Here is a 16,830-nt window from a genome sequence, read left to right as displayed (position 1 = left end):
GCCTTAGGAGGTAAGCAATGCGATTCCGCACCGCACCACCCGGACGCGTCGAGCCACCGAACGCCGAGGACGCTCCGGCCTGGGTCACCGGCGCGATCCCGGACGGCTGGTTCACCGAGCGGCCCGAGATCGTCATCGACCGCGACGAGATCATCATCTGGGGCCGCGTGGCCGCGCCTGAGCTCGGCGCCGACGCCACTGACGCCGACCGGGCCGCCGCCCACGCCGGCCGCATCAACCAGTTCCGCGAGGACACCCGCGAGGCCCGCATGCGTGTGGCGCGGCAGATCGAGCACCGCTACCAGCGCAAGGTGGCGTGGGGCGTCCGCTGCGGCGACACCAACGAGCTGTTCACCCATCTCGCCGCCCCGGTCATGACACGTCTGCGCCAGCCCGAGCGGCAGATCCTCGACACGCTGGTCGACGCGGGCGTCGCCCGTTCCCGGTCCGAGGCGCTGGCGTGGTGCGTCAAGCTGGTCGGCCAGCACACCGACCAGTGGCTGGCCGACCTGCGCCAGGCCATGACCAAGGTCGACGAACTCCGGAAGCAGGGGCCGGACGGCGTCTAGCTAGTGTTACGGGGTGCTACGTCAGGTCACCGCGATCCGGTACGTCACCCCGTTGCGTGAGGGCGGTTCGCTGCCCGGCGTGGTCGAGGCCGACGACCTCGGCACGTACGTGGTGAAATTCCGCGGCGCCGGGCAGGGCCCCCGCGCGCTGGTGGCCGAGGTGATCTCGGGCGAGCTGGCCCGCCGCCTCGGGCTGCCGGTGCCCGAGCTCACCGTCGTCCACCTCGACCCGATCGTCGCCCGGGCCGAGCCCGACGAGGAGGTCCAAGAGCTGATCAAGGCGAGCGCCGGCACCAACCTGGGCATGGACTTCCTGCCCGGCGCGCTCGGCTACGACCCGCTGGTGCACCCGGTCGAGGGCGGTCTGGCCTCCCGGGTGGTCGCCTTCGACGCCTTCGTCGAGAACGTCGACCGCAGCTGGCGCAACCCGAACCTGCTGATCTGGCACGGCGACCTGTGGCTGATCGACCACGGCGCGACGCTCTACTTCCATCACAACTGGCCGCGGGCCTCGGCTGTCGTGCACCGTCCGTACAAGTGGGACGATCACGTTCTGAAGCCGTACGCGACCGAGCTCGCCACCGAGGGCCCGGCCCTCGCCGCCCGCCTGACCCCCGGGCTGCTGGCCGAGGTGATCGCCCTGGTGCCCGAGGAGTGGCTGGAGGAGGGCGACCGCGAGGCCTACCTGCAGCATCTCTCCGCCCGCGCCGAGCAGCCGGAGGCGTGGCTGCCGTGAGAGTCCCCTACGAGTACGCGATCATCCAGGCCGTGCCGCGGATCGAGCGGGGCGAGCTGATCAACGTCGGCGTCGTCCTCTACAGCCAGCGTCTCGACTTCCTGGCCGCCCGCACCGACCTGCGCGACGACCGCCTGCTGGCCGTCGATCCCGGGGCCGACGTCGCTGCCATCCGCGCCGCGCTGGCCTCGTGGGACGCCACCTGCACGGGCGCCGGGGCCGCGGCCGGCATCAGCCAGGGTGAGCGCTTCCGCTGGCTGGTCGCCCCGCGCAGCACCATCCTGCGGGCCGGCCCGGTCCACATGGGCCTGGCCGCGGACCCGTCCGAAGAGCTCGACCGCCTGGTGAAGCTGCTGGTCAGCTAGGCGTCCGGCCGGCCGGGACGCTGGTGTCGGCCGGCGCCGGAGTGGCCGTGTCGAGGGCGACCAGGTACGGCGGCCGCTGCTGCGAAGCCATGTAGATGCGGCCAACGTACTCCCCCAGCAGGCCGAGGCAGATCAGCTGAATGCCGCCGAGCAGCAGCACGGCGATGTAGAGCGACGTCCACCCCGGCACCACCCCGCCGCTTCCCCAGGCGACCAGCGCCGTCACGATCAGCGCCACGCAGAGCAGGAAGCTGAACAACCCGAGCCAGGTCGCGAGGCGCAGCGGAGCCGCGGAGAAACCGGTCACGCTGTCGAAGGTCAACCGGACCATGCGGGACAGCGGATATTTCGTACGCCCGGCGACCCTTTCCTGCCGGGCATAGCTCACCTCACGGCTCGAGAAGCCCAGCGACGGCACCACGAGGCGATAGACGGGCCGCGGTTCCGGCAGCGAGTTCAGCACGGTCACGACAGCCCGGCTCATCAGCCGGAAGTCCCCCGCCTGGTCGCTGAGCGACGGCCCGACGAGCCGCCGCATCATCCGGTAGTAGAGGCCGGCCGAGTTCCGCTTGAACGCGGAGTCGGTGCTGCGGTCGCTGCGCACCCCGTAGACCACGTCGACCTGGTCGCGGCGGGCCAGCGCCAGCATCTCGCCGATCACCTCGGGCGGGTCCTGCAGGTCGGCGTCGATGCTGACCACGTACTCGCCCCGGACCGCCTGGAAGCCGGCCCGCAGCGCCGTCTGGTGGCCCACGTTGCGGCGCAGCGAGACGACCCGCAGCTGGGGCCAGTCGGCTCGCAGTTGCAGCAGCCGGGAGACCGTGGCGTCGGTGCTGCCGTCGTCGACCGCCACCACCTCGTACTCGGTGCCGAGCCCGTCCAGGGCGGGCCGCAGCCGGGCCACGAACTGGTCAACCGCTTCGCGCTCGTTGTACATCGGCGTGACCACCGAAAGCAGCATGACGACCTCTTCCTGACCGTCGAGTCCGATCCGCACCCCTTGATCATGAATGCATCTCGGCTTCGGCCGCTCAAGAAGCTGGGGTCAGCTCCTCGACCACGAAACGCAGACCGCCCTCAGCAGTCTGCCAGCCGGACGACGATGTGACGACCCACCGCTCGTCCAGCTCCGGCGCGAAGGTATCGCCGCCCTCGACGTCCAGGTCGATCCGGGTCCGCAGGATGTGCCCGGCCACCGGCAGGAAGGCGTGATAGACCGCCTCGCCGCCGATCACCCACACGTCGCCGCTCAGGTCGACCTCGGCGACGGAACGGGCCACCTCGGCCCCCGGCGCCGACCAGGCCTGGTCACGGGTGAGCACCACGTTGCGGCGACCTGGCAGCGGGCGGAAGCGCGCCGGCAGCGAATCCCAGGTGACCCGGCCCATGACGACGGTGGCGCCGTTCGTACGCTGCCGGAACATCTTCTGGTCCTCCGGCAGCCGCCAGGGGATCTCGCCCTTGGCGCCGACCACCCGGTCGCGGGCCTCGGCCCAGATCAGGTGGACCGTCATACGGCGACGGGGGCGCGCAGCGCCGGGTGGTGCTTGTAGTCGACCACGGTGAAGTCTTCGTACTTGTAGTCGAAGAGCGACGCCGCCGGCGCGATCTCGAGCCCCGGGAACTCGTACGCCTCGCGGGAGAGCTGCTCGTTCACCTGCTCGACGTGGTTGTTGTAGATGTGGCAGTCGCCACCGACCCAGATGAAGTCGCCCGGGAGCAGGCCGGCCTGGTCGGCCACCATCCGGGTGAGCAGCGCGTAGCTGGCGATGTTGAACGGCACGCCCAGGAACAGGTCGGCGCTGCGCTGGTAGAGCTGGCACGAGAGCCGGCCGTCGGCCACGTAGAACTGGAACATCGCGTGGCACGGCGCGAGGGCCATCTCGGGCAGGTCGGAGACGTTCCAGGCCGAGACGATCATGCGGCGCGAATCGGGGTCGCGGCGCAGCGTCTCGAGGATGCCGCTGATCTGGTCGACGTGGCCGCCGTCGGGCGTGGGCCACGAGCGCCACTGCACGCCGTAGACCGGGCCGAGCTCGCCGGTCGGTGACGCCCACTCGTCCCAGATCGTGACGCCCTGGTCGCGCAGCCAGCCGACGTTGCTCTCGCCGCGCAGGAACCAGAGCAGTTCGACGGCGAGGGACTTGAAGTGCACCCGCTTCGTGGTGATCAGCGGGAAGCCGGCCGACAGGTCGTACCGCAGCCGCTCGCCGAACAGGCTGACCGTGCCGGTGCCGGTGCGGTCGCTCTTGGGGGTGCCGGTGTTCAGGACCCGGCGCAGCAGGTCCTCGTATTGGGTGTCGACGGCCATGGCCAAGAACCTACCCGCCACGCGGCCCGGCCCCGCACAACGGCGGGCCGGGACGCGCGGCGCTGCCCGGTATGCGGCCGGCAACCGGGCTCCCGTCGCCGCCACCCCCAGGTGGCCGGGGTGGCGGCGACCGACCGGCACAGCCTGTCAGCTCGCCCAGGACTCCGACATCTGGGGGATCTGCTGGTTGAGGGCCTGCAGATCAGCTTGCTGCCCGTTCGGGGCGGCGCCGTTGCCGTGGCCGGCGACGAAACCCAGCTCGATGCCGATCTGCTGCCAGCGCTCGTAGAGCACCTGATCCTGCAGCAGGGCCCGGACGTCGTGGTGCGACGAGCGCAGTTCCTCGAGCGCCGCCTCATAACGCGCGACCCGCGTATGCAGGTCCGAAGTCTCGTACGTGGTCATGCAGCCAGATTAGCGAAAGATGAGTAGTTTTATTCGCTTTTCAGCTTCGCTGCGATGCGGATGATCCGCTGCGCCAAATGGTCGAGAGCGGCCAGCTCGGCGTCTCCGAGCGGATTGTCGTTGTTGCCCCCGGTCACGTGCGAGACGCCGTACGGGTTGCCGTCCACGAACTTCAGCGCGTCGGTGTAACCCGGGGGAACGAGAATGCCGCCGAAGTGGTAGATCGTGTTGTAGAGCGCGAGCAGCGTCGACTCCTGGCCGCCGTGCTGCGTCTGGGTCGCGGTGAAGCCCGCGTACGCCTTGTCGGCCAGCTGGCCCTGCATCCACTGCGGGCCGAGCGTGTCCAGGAACTGCTTGAGCTGGCTGGCCACATTGCCGTAGCGGGTGGGCGAGCCGAACAGCACGGCGTCGGCCCAGACCACGTCGTCGGCGGTCGCCTTGGGCTCGTCCTTGGTCCGGTCGAAGTGCTGGCTCCAGGCCGCGTTGGAGGCGATCGCCTCCGGCGGGGCGAGCTCGGCCACCTGACGCAGCCGCACGTCGGCCCCGGCCTTCTGCGCGGTCTCGGTCAGGCGCTCGGCCATCTTGTGCAGCGTCCCGGTGGACGAGTAATAGATGATCGACAGTTTCACGTCGGCCACGATGGGCCCCTCTCTGGAGATCTCCTGCCCAGTCAAGCAAGGTCCCCAGCAGGGTTGCGCCGAAACGCTAAACCCGGAGCTCGCAGCCGTGCGGGCCGACACCGTCCGCGCTCTCGTCGTCGAACCAGACGCCGTCCGTGCCCAGGTAGCGGAACCGGTAGTGGCCCGGCGGAACGGTGATGCTGATGGTGCGGGTGCCGTCGCGGCGCGGCTTGAGCTCGTGCCGGCCCGGCTCCCAGTCGTTGAACGTGCCGACCACGCTGACCGGGCCGGACGGCTGGCTGACGGGCAGGCAGAAGGTCACGCGCGTCTTGTTCCCGAAGAGTCGGTTCTTCTTGATCATCACGACCTCCACAGCTCAGGCTTCCATCTCTACAACGGCTGCCCGCGATACGGGTGACGCCGCACCGCATACTCTTTCGGCATGCAACCGGACCCTCATGACGAACTGCGCTCGGCGACGTTTCGCGATCTCGACACGACCACGCTCTACGGCCTTCTGAAGCTGCGGTCGGACGTCTTCGTCGTCGAGCAGGAATGCGTCTACGCCGATCTCGACGGCCGCGACGACGAGCCCGGCACCCGCCATCTGTGGTTCACCCGCGACGGCGAGATGCGAGCCTACGTACGCGTTCTGGACGACGGCGACGTGCAGCGCATCGGCCGCGTGGTCACCGCGAAGTCCGCCCGGGGCGCCGGGCTGGCCGGTCGCCTGATCGAGGAGGCGCTCACCGTCATCGGCAACCGAACGAGCGTCCTGGACGCCCAGTCGTACCTCGTGAAGTTCTACTCCCGCTACGGCTTCGAACCGACCGGCCCGGAATTCCTCGAGGACGGCATCCCGCACACCCCGATGCGCCGCCTGCCCAGTTAGAGCCTGTTTCGTGGCCGCGTCGAGGCCCAGCTACCAAACAGACCTCAGGCCGGTCGCCCAGCCGTCGGCCACCGAGCGTCGGCACCGGCCGCAGTCGTCGCCGTTGTCGACGAAGAGGGCGGTGAGCAGCGCCGGCCCGTGAGCCAGGGCTTCGCGGGGCAGCCGGCCGGCGGCCACAAAAGCGACCCACGCCCGTGCCCGACGATCCAGGTCCGCGTGGCCGGCGTCGACGGGTCGACGTCGAGGCGGAACCGGCCCGCCGCCCGCGCGCTCGTCGGGAGCTGCCGGCCGGCGCGTTCGACACCGGCCCGGCTCGTCGGGTCAGGCCGGTGGCGGGGCCGGTAGGGCCTCGGTCAGCTGGTCTACCAGCAGACTTATCTGCCAGTTGCGGGCGCCGAAGCCGCGCAGGGTGTCGCCCACCGTCTGGGCGGTGACCTCGTCGGGCGGGGACCAGGCCAGGCGGCGGACAAAATCGGGGCTGATCAGGTTTTCCGGGGGCAGGTTGTTGGCCTCGGCGGTGGCGACGACCACGGCCCGGCAGCGGGTCAGGCGGGCGGCGGCCACGGGGTCGCGTTCGGCCCAGCGGTGCGGCGGGGGCGGGCCCTCGACCGGCAGGTTGATCGGCAGCGCGTCGTCGGGCAGGGCCCGGGCCTCGTCGAGTGCGTCCAGCCACACGCGGGCCAGCCGGCGCACCGAGCGGCCACCGAAACCGGCGATGGCCAGCAGGCTGCGCTCGTCCTTCGGGTCGGCCTCGGCGGCGGCGACGATGGCGGCGTCGGGCAGCACCCGGCCCGGGGCGGAGTCGCGGCGGGCGGCCACGCCGTCGCGGGCGTACCAGAGCGCCCGGACCCGGGACTGCGCCCTCGCACCGCGTACGCGGTGTATTCCGGAGGTTCGCCGCCAGGGGTCGGGGCGCGTCTTGGGCGGGCGGTCGGCGCTCGCCACCAGGGCCGCGAACTCCTCGGCAGCCCAGGCGCTCTTGCCCTGGCGGTCGAGCTCGGCCGCCAGGTGGTCGCGCAGCTCGGTGAGCATCTCGACGTCGAGCGCGGCGTAGGTGAGCCACGACTCGGGCAGCGGCCGGGTCGACCAGTCGGCCGCGGAGTGGTGCTTCTCGAGCGAGTAGCCGAGCAGCTGTTCGGTCAGGGCGGCCAGGCCGACCCGCTCGAACCCGGCCAGGCGCGCGGCCAGCTCGGTGTCGAACAGGCGGCGGGGCTTCAGGCCCAGTTCGGCGAGGCAGGCCAGATCCTGGCTGGCGGCGTGCAGCACCCATTCGCTCTCGGCCAGGGCGGCGTCGAGGGTGCGCAGGTCGTCCAGGGGAAGCGGGTCGATCAGCGCGGTGCCGGCGCCGGCGCGGCGCAGCTGCACGAGGTAGGCGCGCTGGGTGTAGCGGTAGCCGGAGGCTCGTTCGGCGTCGACCGCGACCGGTCCGGAACCGGCGGCCATGCGGGCCACGACGTCGGCGAGCTCCTCGGCGGATTCCACCGGGCGTGGGGTGCCCTCACGGGGCGCGGTGAGCGGGACAGGTTCGGGACCGCCAGCCGTCGGGTCGGGCGAGTCGGCGTGCGGTCGTCCGTCCCTTTCGGGCTCCGGCGTGTCCCGACGGCGCAGGGGTGCTTCGTCGGTCACTCCGATACCGTACGGGGACACCTCCCCGGCTGCTTGCAGCCGGGTCCCGGCGCGCCGTTTCTCGATCGACATCCGACTGATCCGAGCGGCGGTTTTCTCCGTACTACTCCGCGCAGCGCCGATACCCGGGAGGCCGCGCCGGATGACCATGACCTACGAGCCGTTCACACCCGCCGGCTCCGACGAGCAGCGCCGATACGATGGCCGGCGCCGCGCGGAGCAGCCGCCGGAGGCCCCGGAACGGGGTCAGTGGGGTGAACCGGCGCGGGATCAGCGCTGGTCCGAGCCGGTTCCGGCCGACCCGTGGGCAGAGCCGGCAGCCCAGCCGGGCTGGAGCGAGCCGGCGCCTCAGCAGGCGTGGGAACCGGCTCCGCAGCAACGAGCACCCCAGCAACGAGCGCCTCAGCCCGAGCCGCGCGTGCAGCAGTGGGGCGGCGACCAGCACTGGGAGCCGGCCGCGCCGCTTCCCCGGCAGCGGCACACGGGCGAGCAGCCGGCCTGGCACACCGGCCTGACCCCGGCCGTCGAGGCCCCGGCGTACGAACCCGAACCCACCCCGCGGCGGGCCGGCGGCACCCGGCTCAAGCCGGCCATCATCGGCGTGGTCACCCTGCTTCTGCTGGTGGCGGGCTGGCAGGCGTACCGCATCGAGGGAATGAGCCGCCACAACCAGGACCTGGCGGCCGTGCTCTCGGCCGAACAGGGCCGCACCGACCAGCTCGAGAAGAAGCTGGCCGGCGTCTTCGACCCCGAGGCGGTCTCGTCCGGCGTGCTGCCCAGCGTCTTCCGGGTACGGGCGGGCGGCTTCACGGGCACCGCGTTCGCGGTGGGCAAGAAGGCCACCGGTAACCAGGCCAACCTCATCACGAACTACCACGTCGTCGCCGAGACCTGGACCGACGGCGGCCGCAAGGTGTCGCTGGAGCGCGGCAGCACCCGGATCAGCGCCACCATCGTCAAGGTCGACAAGGGCAAGGACCTGGCACTGCTGCGGGCCAACCAGAAGATCGCCGGCCTCGGCACCTCGACCAACCAGGTCAAGCCGGGCCAGCAGGTCGTGGTCGTGGGCGCCCCGCTCGGCCTGGACGACTCGGTCACCACCGGCGTGATCAGCGCCTACCGCCCGAACGACGCCGACGGCCCGACCGTCCAGTTCGACGCCCCGATCAACCCCGGCAACTCGGGCGGTCCCGTGGTCAACGCGAACGAGCAGGTCGTCGGCGTGGCCACGGCCAAGGCGAAGGACGCCGAGGGCATCGGCCTGGCCATCCCGATCAAGACAGCCTGCGACACCCTCAACGTGTGCTAGTACAACCAAGCTCGAATTTCGCCCGGCGATGACTTGGGCGCCGAAAATGGCTAGCGAAGCGAGGCCATTTTCGGTGTCCAAGTCATCGGCCTCTCGGGGCGAAATTCCCGCCGAGCGAGCAGCGAGGCCATGTATCAGCCCACGCGCTGGGCGCGGTCGCCCAGAGCGGCCACGCCCGGCGGGGGCAGGCCCGCCGTCGAGGCGAGCATCGCGCACCAGCCCTGCAGGTGGGCGCCGAAGTCGTCGCCGGTGGGGGTCCAGGACGCCCGCACCTCGAGGTCGGCCGTCGGGGCGGGACCGGCCAGCTCGCCGAAGCGGGTGGAGGTCGTCTGCGTGATCGTGCCGCCGATGGCCGTGTAGGCCGCGGCGTGCTGCTCGAGCGCGTCGGTCAGCCACGTCCAGGCCACCGCCGACAGCATCGGGTCACCCGCCAGATCGTCCTCGAGCTCGGCCGTGACCAGCGTGACCAGCCGGATGTTGCCCTGCCAGGCCTCGTGCCCGGCCGGGTCGTGCAGCAGGATCAGCCGGCCGCCGGCCACCTCGTCGCCCGCGCGCAGCACGGTGGCGCTGATCGCGAACGCGTAGGGCGCGAGCTTCTGCGGGGCGGCAACTTCTTCGAGCAGGATCTCGGGCCGTGGCGCCGCGGCCCGCAGAGCGTCGACCGCGCGGGCGAACGCCGGAGGAACAGCGGAGGGGGACGCCATGAGGAAAGACTATGCCGCCGCGCGTGCCCGTAGCCGATCGGCGCGCCGAGCGTGTCGTGGCACGATGTCGCAGTGACTTCCGTTGTGACTGATTCGCCTTTTGTCCGGGCCTGCCGCGGCCTCGACGTGCCGCACACGCCGGTCTGGTTCATGCGGCAGGCGGGCCGGTCGCTGCCCGAGTACCGCAAGATCCGCGAGGGCATCGGGATGCTCGACTCGTGCCGGCGACCCGACCTGGTCACCGAGATCACCCTGCAGCCGGTGCGGCGCCACAACGTCGACGCGGCCATCCTGTTCAGCGACATCGTGGTGCCGATCGCCGCGGCCGGCATCGATCTCGACATCGTGGCCGGCACCGGCCCGGTGGTGGCTTCACCGATTCGGACGGCGGACGACCTTCGCCGTCTCCAGCCGATCACCGCGGATGACGTCGGCTTCGTGGCCGAGGCGGTGCGTCTGCTGGTCGGCGAGCTGGGCACGACCCCGCTGATCGGGTTCGCCGGGGCGCCGTTCACGCTGGCCAGCTACCTCATCGAGGGCGGGCCGTCACGCACCTACCTCAAGACCAAGGCCATGATGTACGCGGCTCCGGAGCTCTGGAACGCGCTGCTCTCCCGCCTGGCCGACATCACACTGGCCTTCCTGCGGACGCAGATCGACGCCGGGGTCAGCGCCGTCCAGCTGTTCGACTCGTGGGCCGGCGCCCTGAGCGAGGCCGACTACCGCGAGCACGTGCTGCCGCACTCGGCCCGGGTGCTGCAGGGGCTGGCCGACGCCGGCGTGCCGCGCATCCACTTCGGAGTGGGCACGGCCGTGCTGCTGCGGGCGATGGGTGAGGCCGGCGCCGACGTGGTGGGCGTCGACTGGCGTACGCCGCTCGACCAGGCCACCGGGATCGTCGGTCCGGACCGGTCGTTGCAGGGCAACCTCGACCCGGCGATCCTCTTCGCCGGCTGGGACGTGGTGCGCCGCGAGGCCGACCGGGTGCTCGCGCAGGGCCGGGCCGCCCCGGGCCACGTCTTCAACCTCGGCCACGGCGTCATGCCCGAGACCGACCCCGACATCCTGACCCGGCTGGTGGCCCACGTCCACGAGGCGTCGGCGCGCTAGCTCACATCGGCTGACCCCGCGGGCGGCGCGGGCGTGTCGCCTGGAATGGTGGAAAGCGTGCGGAAGCGGGTTGCGGTCATCGGCGGCGGCATCGCCGGGCTGGCGGCCGCCCTGCGGCTGCGCGACCTGAACCCGCCCGACACCGAGATCATCGTGTACGAGCAGAGCGGCGCCCTCGGCGGCAAGCTGCGCACCGGTGAACTGGCCGGCGTCACCGTCGAGCGCGGCGCCGAATCCTTCCTGATGACCGGCAGCGACGGCACCGAGTCGGCCGCCGTGGCTCTGGTCCGGCGGCTGGGCCTCGAGGGCGCCCTCGTTCATCCGCTCCGGGTGCCCGCCGCGCTGGCCCTCGGTGGCCGGCTGGTTCCGATGCCGGCCGGCACTCTGGTCGGTGTTCCCGGCGACGTCAACGCGCTCGGCGAGGTCGCCCACGCGGCGCCCGGCCGCGACGCCGACAACGGCCGCCCGCTGCTCGCCGCCGGGCAGGACGTCGCGGTCGGCGCGCTGGTCCGTGAGCGCTACGGCGACGAGGTCGTCGACCGGCTGGTCGACCCGATGCTCGGCGGCGTCTACGCCGGGCGCGCCGACCGGCTCTCGCTCGATGTCGCGATGCCGCAGCTGGCGCGCACGGCCCGGGTCGAGCACACGTTGAGCGCCGCCGTCCGGGCCGCGCAGGCCGCAAGCGGGCGGGTGCCCGGAAAGCCGGTGTTCGGCGCGCTCGAAGGCGGGCTGAGCCGGCTGGTCGGCGCTACGGCCACGGCCGGCGGCGCCCGCATCAGCCTGGGCCTGCCCGTCCGCGAGCTGGCCCGCACGGCGCACGGCTGGCGCCTGCTGCTGGGGCCGGTCTCCACCCCGCCCGGGTTCTCCGCGCCGTCCGCAGGCCCGGACGCCCGTGACAGCAGAGGGCCGCAGACCGACGACGTCGACGCCGTGGTGCTGGCCGTCCCGGCCCGGCCGAGCGCCCGGCTGCTGGCGCCGGTGGCGGCGGCCGCGTCCGAGGCGGTCGGCGGGCTCGGCTACGCGAGCGTCGCGCTGGTCGCCCTCGCGTTGCCGCCGGGCACGCCGCTGCCCGAGCTGAGCGGATTCCTGGTGCCGCCGAGCGAGGGCACGCTGGTCAAGGCGGCCACCTTCGTCACCCGCAAGTGGGACCGGCCCGAGGGCGGCCCGGTGATCGTGCGGTTGTCGCTGGGCCGGGCGGGCGAAGAGGAACGTCTGCAGTTCGACGACGCGGTGCTGATCGAGCGGGCGCGGCGCGAGCTGGGGGAACTGATCGGCGGGGAGCTGCCGCCACCGGCCGCCTCATGGGTGCAGCGCTGGGGCGGCGGGCTGCCGCAGTACGCGCCGGGCCATCTCGACCGGCTGGCCGCCGCGCGGGCGGCGCTGCCTGCGGGTCTGGCGCTGGCCGGTGCGGCGTTCGACGGGGTCGGCATCCCGGCCTGCGTCGCGAGCGGCGAGCGGGCGGCCGAAGACGTGAGTAAGACGATGTCCGCATGACCGGCCGCGCCGCAGTGTGCGGCGGCCCCGGCGAGCAGGCCAACGGAGGGTGAGCGAGGCATGAGCGAGCAGACGAACGCGGCCCGGATCAACGAGCTGAACGCGACGATCCGCTACACGATGTGGTCGGTGTTCCGGGCCCAGGCGCCGCTGCCGGCGCTGCGGGACGAGCTGGCGGGCGAGGTCGACGGCCTCTTCGAGCAGCTCTCCGGTAAGGACGTGACGATCCGGGGCACCTACGACGTGTCCGGGCTGCGCGCCGACGCCGACGTGATGATCTGGTGGCACTCGGCCTCGCCGGACGCGCTGCAGGAGGCCTACTCGCTGTTCCGCCGCACGGCGCTGGGAAAGCACCTGGCTCCGGTCTGGTCGCAAATGGCCCTGCACCGCCCGGCGGAATTCAACAAGAGCCACCTGCCGGCGTTCCTGGCCGGTGAGGAAGCGCGGCCCTACATCTGCGTCTACCCGTTCGTACGCTCCTACGAGTGGTACCTGCTGCCCGATGAGGAGCGGCGCCACATGCTCGCCGAGCACGGCCGGATGGCCCGCGGCTACCCCGACGTGCGGGCCAACACGGTCGCGTCGTTCGCGCTCGGCGACTACGAGTGGATGCTGGCCTTCGAGGCCGACGAGCTGTACCGCATCGTCGACCTCATGCGTGACCTGCGCGCCTCGACCGCCCGCCGGCACGTGCGCGAGGAGGTCCCGTTCTACACGGGCCGCCGCCGCTCGATGAGCGAGATCGTGGCCGCCCTCCCCTGAGAGTGGCCGCCCTCCCCTGAGAGTGGCCGCCCTCCCTTGAGAGTGGCCGCCCTCCCTGAGTGTGGCTGCCTTGCACTGAATCCGGTGCTGCTTCGGCACCGGCGTCGCCCCGGCCCGGCCGTCCCACGCGCGGCCGGGACGGGGTCAGCCGAAGCCGCCGGCGCCCCAGTTGGACTTTCCGCGACCGTCGTCGACGCCGCAACGCTCGCACTGCGTGTAGCGGCCGCCCTCAGCGTTCGAGCGCCGCACCCACTTGTGCCACCCGACGCGGCACCTGAACGGCTTGCCCATAGCGTGAAGCTACGCTCACCCTGAGATCGTCGGTCTCACCCGAACGGGCATCACCATAAGCGTGCTGAACAGCCCAAACGCGGCTTTTAGGGTTGAGCGCAACCGCTCACGCACGTCGCCGTGGCGCGGCGAGCGCTCTGGACGCGCCAGCGGCCAGCTCGTCGCGTCGCGGCCCTCGACGGGAGTGACGGTCCGCACCACCCACCCCGCTACGACATGATCTTGATTTGCTTTGTGAAGTTTCACGGACCGGGTGGCACCCCTTAGTTACTGACGAGTAGCATTCACTCACCACCGCGCTAGGAGGTCCCGTGCCCCGTGAAGTACGTGAGGTCGTCTTCGTTGACGGCGTCCGCACCCCGTTCGGCAAGGCGGGCGGCATGTATGCCGAGACCCGCGCCGACGATCTGGTCATCCGCTGCATCCGCGAGCTGATGCGCCGCAATCCCCAGCTCCCGCCGGATCGGGTCGACGAGGTCGCGATCGCGGCCACCACCCAGATCGGCGACCAGGGCCTGACCATCGGCCGCACCGCCGCGCTGCTGTCCGGCCTGCCCAAGACCGTCCCCGGCTACGCGATCGACCGCATGTGCGCGGGCGCGATGACCGCGGTGACCAACGTGGCCGGCGGCATCGCGATGGGCGCCTACGACGTGGCGATCGCCGGCGGCGTCGAGCACATGGGCCGCCACCCGATGGGTGAGGGCGTCGACCCCAACCCGCGCATCATCGCCGAGAAGCTGGTCGACCCGTCCGCGCTGGTCATGGGCTCGACGGCGGAGAACCTGCACGACCGGCTGCCGCAGATCACCAAGGAGCGGGCCGACCGCTACGGGCTCAACTCGCAGCTCAAGACGGCCAAGGCGTACGCCGACGGCAAGCTTCAGCCCGACCTGGTGCCGGTCGCGCTGCGCAGCGCCGAGCAGGGCTGGGGCCTGGCCACGGCCGACGAGGCTCCGCGCGAGACGTCGATGGAGAAGCTGGCCACCCTGAAGACCCCGTTCCGCCCGCACGGCCGGGTGACCGCGGGCAACGCGGCCGGCCTGAACGACGGCGCCACCGCGGCCCTGCTGGCCAGTGAGGACACGGCTCGCGAGCTGGGCCTGCCGGTCGCCATGCGGATGGTCTCGTTCGGCTTCGTCGGCGTCGAGCCCGAGATCATGGGGTACGGCCCGATCCCGTCGACCGAGAAGGCGCTGAAGAAGGCCGGCCTGACGATCGACGACATCGGCCTGTTCGAGCTGAACGAGGCGTTCGCGATCCAGGTGCTGGCGTTCCTCGACCACTACGGCATCGCCGACGACGACCCGCGGGTCAACCCGTGGGGCGGCGCGATCGCCATCGGCCACCCGCTCGCCTCGTCCGGCGTCCGCCTGATGACGCAGCTGGCGCGGCACTTCGCCGAGCACCCGGAGGTCCGCTACGGCCTCACCGCCATGTGCATCGGCATCGGCATGGGCGGCACGGTCATCTGGGAGAACCCGAACTGGGACGGAGAGGCGAAGTGATCGAGCACCCGAACGAGGTCGTCACCAAGGCGCTCGTCCGTTTTGTCCAGGTCGGGGCCAAGCAGGCGGCGCTGATCACGCTCGACAACGGTTTCGATCACAAGAAGCCGAACAGCTTCGGGCCCGGTGGCCTGAGGTCGCTCGACGAGGCGATCACCGCTGCCCTCGACGCAAAGCCGGCATTTATCGCGTTGACCGGTAAGCCGTACATCTTCTGCGTCGGCGCCGACATCACCGGGATTCCCTATCTGACGTCACGGGAGCAGGCGGTGGAGCTCGGCGAGCTGGGCCACCGCGTGTTCGCCCGCCTGAAGTCGAGCACGATTCCGACATTTGCTTTTATCAACGGTGCTGCGCTCGGTGGTGGCCTCGAGGCTGCGCTGCACTGCCACTACCGCACGGTCTCCGGTGGCGCGGCGGCGCTGGGCCTGCCCGAGGTCGCGATCGGCCTGGTCCCCGGCTGGGGCGGCAGCCAGCTGCTGCCCAACCTGATCGGCGTTCCCGCCGCGGCCCAGGTCATCCTGCAGAACCCGCTCACCCAGAAGGTGCTGCGGCCCAAGCAGGCCGTCGAGCTGGGCGTGGCCGACCAGCTGTTCGAGCCGGCCGACTTCCTGGAGCGCTCGCTGGAATGGGCGGCCGCGGTCGTCGACGGCGAGCTGACCGTCCAGCGGCCCGAGGTCGACAAGGACATGTGGGAGGGCGTGCTCTTCTTCGCCAAGCAGCAGCTCGACGAGAAGCTGCACGGCGCCGTCCCGTCGGCCAACAAGGCCCTGGAACTGCTCGCGCTGGCCAAGGACGCCTCGTTCTCCGACGGCACGGCAGCCGAGACCCAGATCCTGGCTGACCTGATCATGGGCAACGAGTCCCGCGCCAGCCTGTACGCGTTCGACCTGGTGCAGCGCCGGGCCAAGCGCCCGGTCGGCGTGCCCGACAAGTCGCTCGCCCGCAAGGTCACCAAGGTCGGCATCATCGGCGCCGGTCTGATGGCGTCCCAGCTCGCGCTGCTCTTCGTGCGCCGCCTCCAGGTGCCGGTCGTGCTCACCGACCTCGACCAGACCCGGGTCGACAAGGGCGTCCAGTACGTCCACGACCAGATCGACAAGCTGGTCGGCAAGCGGCGACTCGACGAGGGCGCCGCGGCCAAACTGCGCGGCCTGGTCAGCGGCTCGGTCGACAAGTCGGTCTTCGCGGATGCCGACTTCGTGATCGAGGCCGTCTTCGAGAACCTCGACCTCAAGAAGCAGATCTGGGCCGAGCTCGAGAAGATCGTCACGCCCGAGGCCGTCCTCGCGACGAACACCAGCTCGCTGTCGGTGACCGCCATGGCCGACGGCCTCGAGCACCCCGAGCGGGTCGTCGGCTTCCACTTCTTCAACCCGGTCGCCGTCCTGCCCCTCCTCGAGATCATCAAGGGCGAGCAGACGGACGACGCCACGCTGGCCACGGCGTTCGCGGTCGGCAAGGAGCTCAAGAAGTCGTCGGTGCTGGTCAAGGACGCCCCGGCGTTCGTGGTCAACCGCCTGCTGACCCGGGTCACCAGCGAGATCTTCCAGGCCATCGACGCGGGCACCCCGCTCGAGGTCGTCAACGAGGCCCTGGACCCGCTGGGCCTGCCGATGCGCCCGATCGCCCTGCTGCAGCTGGTCGGCCCGGCCGTCGGCTACCACGTGGGCGAGACGCTGCACCAGGCGTTCCCCGACCGGTTCGCCGAGTCGGCCAACCTCAAGAAGATCGTCGACGCCGGCCTGCCGGTGATGGTCGACGACGAGATCAACCCCGAGGTGGCCAAGCTGGTGGCGGGCGGTGCCGCGCCGCTGTCAGCCGATGAGGTACGAGCCCGGGCGCTCGACGCCCTGGCGCAGGAGATCCGCATCATGCTGGACGAGGGTGTGGTCGCCGAGGCGCAGGACATCGACCTCTGCATGATCCTCGGCGCCGGCTACCCGTTCCACCTGGGTGGCGTCACGCCGTACCTGGACCGCAGCGGCACCTCCGAACGGGTGACCGGCCGGCGGTTCCTGCCGCAGGGCGTGGCGAGCCTGCCCGCCTGACGTTTTCCGTCCGATAACCGACGCCCCGCGCCTTCCGGCCCGGGGCGTCGGCCGTTTTGCCCAGATGGCCCGCCCCA

The 16,830-nt window shown here is 71.5% G+C and carries 19 protein-coding genes; 10 read left to right on the top strand and 9 right to left on the bottom strand.

The window, feature by feature from the left end:
* Positions 1–17: 17 nt before the first annotated feature.
* The 3 genes from abmR to KXC43_RS26090 are packed head-to-tail and all read left to right on the top strand — an operon-like array spanning position 18 to position 1,670.
* Positions 18–569 (top strand): ATP-binding transcription factor AbmR, encoded by a 552-nt coding sequence (abmR, locus tag KXC43_RS26100; protein ID WP_221378789.1) that lies wholly within the window; start codon positions 18–20, stop codon positions 567–569.
* Between the two features lie 13 nt (positions 570–582).
* Positions 583–1,305 carry a HipA family kinase gene (locus KXC43_RS26095; protein WP_221378788.1) on the top strand — a complete coding sequence of 241 codons (723 nt, stop codon included), beginning with the start codon at positions 583–585 and terminating at the stop codon, positions 1,303–1,305.
* The gene (locus KXC43_RS26090) at positions 1,293–1,670 is read left to right on the top strand and encodes a DUF3037 domain-containing protein (RefSeq protein WP_308129257.1); all 378 of its coding nucleotides are present in this window, start codon (positions 1,293–1,295) and stop codon (positions 1,668–1,670) included. The genes KXC43_RS26095 and KXC43_RS26090 overlap by 13 nt, the downstream gene beginning before the upstream one ends.
* Here the strand turns inward: KXC43_RS26090 and KXC43_RS26085 are convergent.
* The 6 genes from KXC43_RS26085 to KXC43_RS26060 form a co-directional block, all read right to left on the bottom strand.
* Positions 1,663–2,667, bottom strand: coding sequence for a glycosyltransferase family 2 protein (locus tag KXC43_RS26085; protein ID WP_308129256.1), 1,005 nt, complete (start codon positions 2,665–2,667; stop codon positions 1,663–1,665). The genes KXC43_RS26090 and KXC43_RS26085 overlap by 8 nt on opposite strands.
* Positions 2,668–2,701: 34 nt before the next feature.
* Complete coding sequence (locus tag KXC43_RS26080; RefSeq protein ID WP_221378787.1) at positions 2,702–3,184, bottom strand: dihydrofolate reductase; 483 nt, start codon at positions 3,182–3,184, stop codon at positions 2,702–2,704.
* The gene (locus KXC43_RS26075; protein ID WP_221378786.1) at positions 3,181–3,981 is read right to left on the bottom strand and encodes a thymidylate synthase; all 801 of its coding nucleotides are present in this window, start codon (positions 3,979–3,981) and stop codon (positions 3,181–3,183) included. Before KXC43_RS26075 ends, KXC43_RS26080 begins: the two co-directional genes overlap by 4 nt.
* Before the next feature lie 147 nt (positions 3,982–4,128).
* Positions 4,129–4,386 carry a hypothetical protein gene (locus tag KXC43_RS26070; RefSeq protein ID WP_221378785.1) on the bottom strand — a complete coding sequence of 86 codons (258 nt, stop codon included), beginning with the start codon at positions 4,384–4,386 and terminating at the stop codon, positions 4,129–4,131.
* A gap of 29 nt (positions 4,387–4,415) precedes the next feature.
* Positions 4,416–5,024: an NAD(P)H:quinone oxidoreductase gene (wrbA, locus tag KXC43_RS26065; RefSeq protein WP_221378784.1), complete on the bottom strand. Its 609-nt coding sequence runs from the start codon at positions 5,022–5,024 to the stop codon at positions 4,416–4,418.
* Between the two features lie 67 nt (positions 5,025–5,091).
* Entirely contained in the window at positions 5,092–5,367 is a 276-nt protein-coding gene (locus tag KXC43_RS26060) for an isoamylase early set domain-containing protein (protein ID WP_221378783.1), read from the bottom strand.
* An 81-nt stretch (positions 5,368–5,448) separates the two neighbouring features.
* Here KXC43_RS26060 and KXC43_RS26055 point away from each other — a divergent pair, with 81 nt between their 5' ends.
* Positions 5,449–5,898, top strand: a complete 450-nt coding sequence (locus tag KXC43_RS26055) for a GNAT family N-acetyltransferase (RefSeq protein WP_221378782.1) — start codon at positions 5,449–5,451, stop codon at positions 5,896–5,898.
* A gap of 321 nt (positions 5,899–6,219) precedes the next feature.
* Here KXC43_RS26055 and KXC43_RS26050 read toward each other — a convergent pair whose 3' ends face one another.
* The gene (locus KXC43_RS26050) at positions 6,220–7,524 is read right to left on the bottom strand and encodes a ribonuclease D (RefSeq protein WP_308129254.1); all 1,305 of its coding nucleotides are present in this window, start codon (positions 7,522–7,524) and stop codon (positions 6,220–6,222) included.
* Between the two features lie 142 nt (positions 7,525–7,666).
* Between KXC43_RS26050 and KXC43_RS26045 the strand changes: the two genes are divergently transcribed.
* Positions 7,667–8,833, top strand: coding sequence for a S1C family serine protease (locus tag KXC43_RS26045; protein ID WP_255644848.1), 1,167 nt, complete (start codon positions 7,667–7,669; stop codon positions 8,831–8,833).
* Positions 8,834–8,967: 134 nt separating this feature from the next.
* Here KXC43_RS26045 and KXC43_RS26040 read toward each other — a convergent pair whose 3' ends face one another.
* A complete protein-coding gene (locus KXC43_RS26040) occupies positions 8,968–9,537 on the bottom strand; it encodes a DUF3000 domain-containing protein (RefSeq protein ID WP_221378780.1) in 570 nt (189 codons plus the stop codon).
* A gap of 72 nt (positions 9,538–9,609) precedes the next feature.
* Between KXC43_RS26040 and hemE the strand changes: the two genes are divergently transcribed.
* The 3 genes from hemE to hemQ are packed head-to-tail and all read left to right on the top strand — an operon-like array spanning position 9,610 to position 12,903.
* Positions 9,610–10,647, top strand: a complete 1,038-nt coding sequence (gene hemE, locus KXC43_RS26035; protein WP_308129253.1) for a uroporphyrinogen decarboxylase — start codon at positions 9,610–9,612, stop codon at positions 10,645–10,647.
* A 45-nt stretch (positions 10,648–10,692) separates the two neighbouring features.
* Positions 10,693–12,141, top strand: a complete 1,449-nt coding sequence (gene hemG, locus KXC43_RS26030) for a protoporphyrinogen oxidase (RefSeq protein ID WP_221378946.1) — start codon at positions 10,693–10,695, stop codon at positions 12,139–12,141.
* A gap of 60 nt (positions 12,142–12,201) precedes the next feature.
* Positions 12,202–12,903: a hydrogen peroxide-dependent heme synthase gene (hemQ, locus tag KXC43_RS26025; RefSeq protein WP_221378779.1), complete on the top strand. Its 702-nt coding sequence runs from the start codon at positions 12,202–12,204 to the stop codon at positions 12,901–12,903.
* A 144-nt stretch (positions 12,904–13,047) separates the two neighbouring features.
* On the opposite strand, the gene KXC43_RS26020 is transcribed toward hemQ, so the two are convergent.
* Positions 13,048–13,194 (bottom strand): hypothetical protein, encoded by a 147-nt coding sequence (locus KXC43_RS26020; RefSeq protein ID WP_221378778.1) that lies wholly within the window; start codon positions 13,192–13,194, stop codon positions 13,048–13,050.
* A gap of 311 nt (positions 13,195–13,505) precedes the next feature.
* Here KXC43_RS26020 and KXC43_RS26015 point away from each other — a divergent pair, with 311 nt between their 5' ends.
* Positions 13,506–14,702 carry a thiolase family protein gene (locus tag KXC43_RS26015; RefSeq protein ID WP_221378777.1) on the top strand — a complete coding sequence of 399 codons (1,197 nt, stop codon included), beginning with the start codon at positions 13,506–13,508 and terminating at the stop codon, positions 14,700–14,702.
* Positions 14,699–16,753 carry a 3-hydroxyacyl-CoA dehydrogenase NAD-binding domain-containing protein gene (locus KXC43_RS26010; protein WP_221378776.1) on the top strand — a complete coding sequence of 685 codons (2,055 nt, stop codon included), beginning with the start codon at positions 14,699–14,701 and terminating at the stop codon, positions 16,751–16,753. Before KXC43_RS26015 ends, KXC43_RS26010 begins: the two co-directional genes overlap by 4 nt.
* The last annotated feature ends 77 nt before the right edge of the window (positions 16,754–16,830 follow it).

The sequence above is a fragment of the Paractinoplanes polyasparticus genome, assembly GCF_019710575.1.
GTDB classification, from domain to species: domain Bacteria; phylum Actinomycetota; class Actinomycetes; order Mycobacteriales; family Micromonosporaceae; genus Actinoplanes; species Actinoplanes polyasparticus.
Note: the sequence above shows the minus strand (reverse complement) of the source record. Positions and strands in the feature narration are given on the sequence as shown.

Coding starts and splice junctions, on each gene's coding strand:
- abmR (WP_221378789.1), top strand. CDS start 18: ATGCGATTCCGCACCGCACCACCCGGACGCGTCGAGCCACCGAACGCC.
- KXC43_RS26080 (WP_221378787.1), bottom strand. CDS start 3,184: ATGACGGTCCACCTGATCTGGGCCGAGGCCCGCGACCGGGTGGTCGGC.
- KXC43_RS26075 (WP_221378786.1), bottom strand. CDS start 3,981: ATGGCCGTCGACACCCAATACGAGGACCTGCTGCGCCGGGTCCTGAAC.
- KXC43_RS26070 (WP_221378785.1), bottom strand. CDS start 4,386: ATGACCACGTACGAGACTTCGGACCTGCATACGCGGGTCGCGCGTTAT.
- KXC43_RS26060 (WP_221378783.1), bottom strand. CDS start 5,367: ATGATCAAGAAGAACCGACTCTTCGGGAACAAGACGCGCGTGACCTTC.
- KXC43_RS26055 (WP_221378782.1), top strand. CDS start 5,449: ATGCAACCGGACCCTCATGACGAACTGCGCTCGGCGACGTTTCGCGAT.
- KXC43_RS26045 (WP_255644848.1), top strand. CDS start 7,667: ATGACCATGACCTACGAGCCGTTCACACCCGCCGGCTCCGACGAGCAG.
- KXC43_RS26040 (WP_221378780.1), bottom strand. CDS start 9,537: ATGGCGTCCCCCTCCGCTGTTCCTCCGGCGTTCGCCCGCGCGGTCGAC.
- hemG (WP_221378946.1), top strand. CDS start 10,693: ATGGTGGAAAGCGTGCGGAAGCGGGTTGCGGTCATCGGCGGCGGCATC.
- hemQ (WP_221378779.1), top strand. CDS start 12,202: ATGAGCGAGCAGACGAACGCGGCCCGGATCAACGAGCTGAACGCGACG.
- KXC43_RS26020 (WP_221378778.1), bottom strand. CDS start 13,194: ATGGGCAAGCCGTTCAGGTGCCGCGTCGGGTGGCACAAGTGGGTGCGG.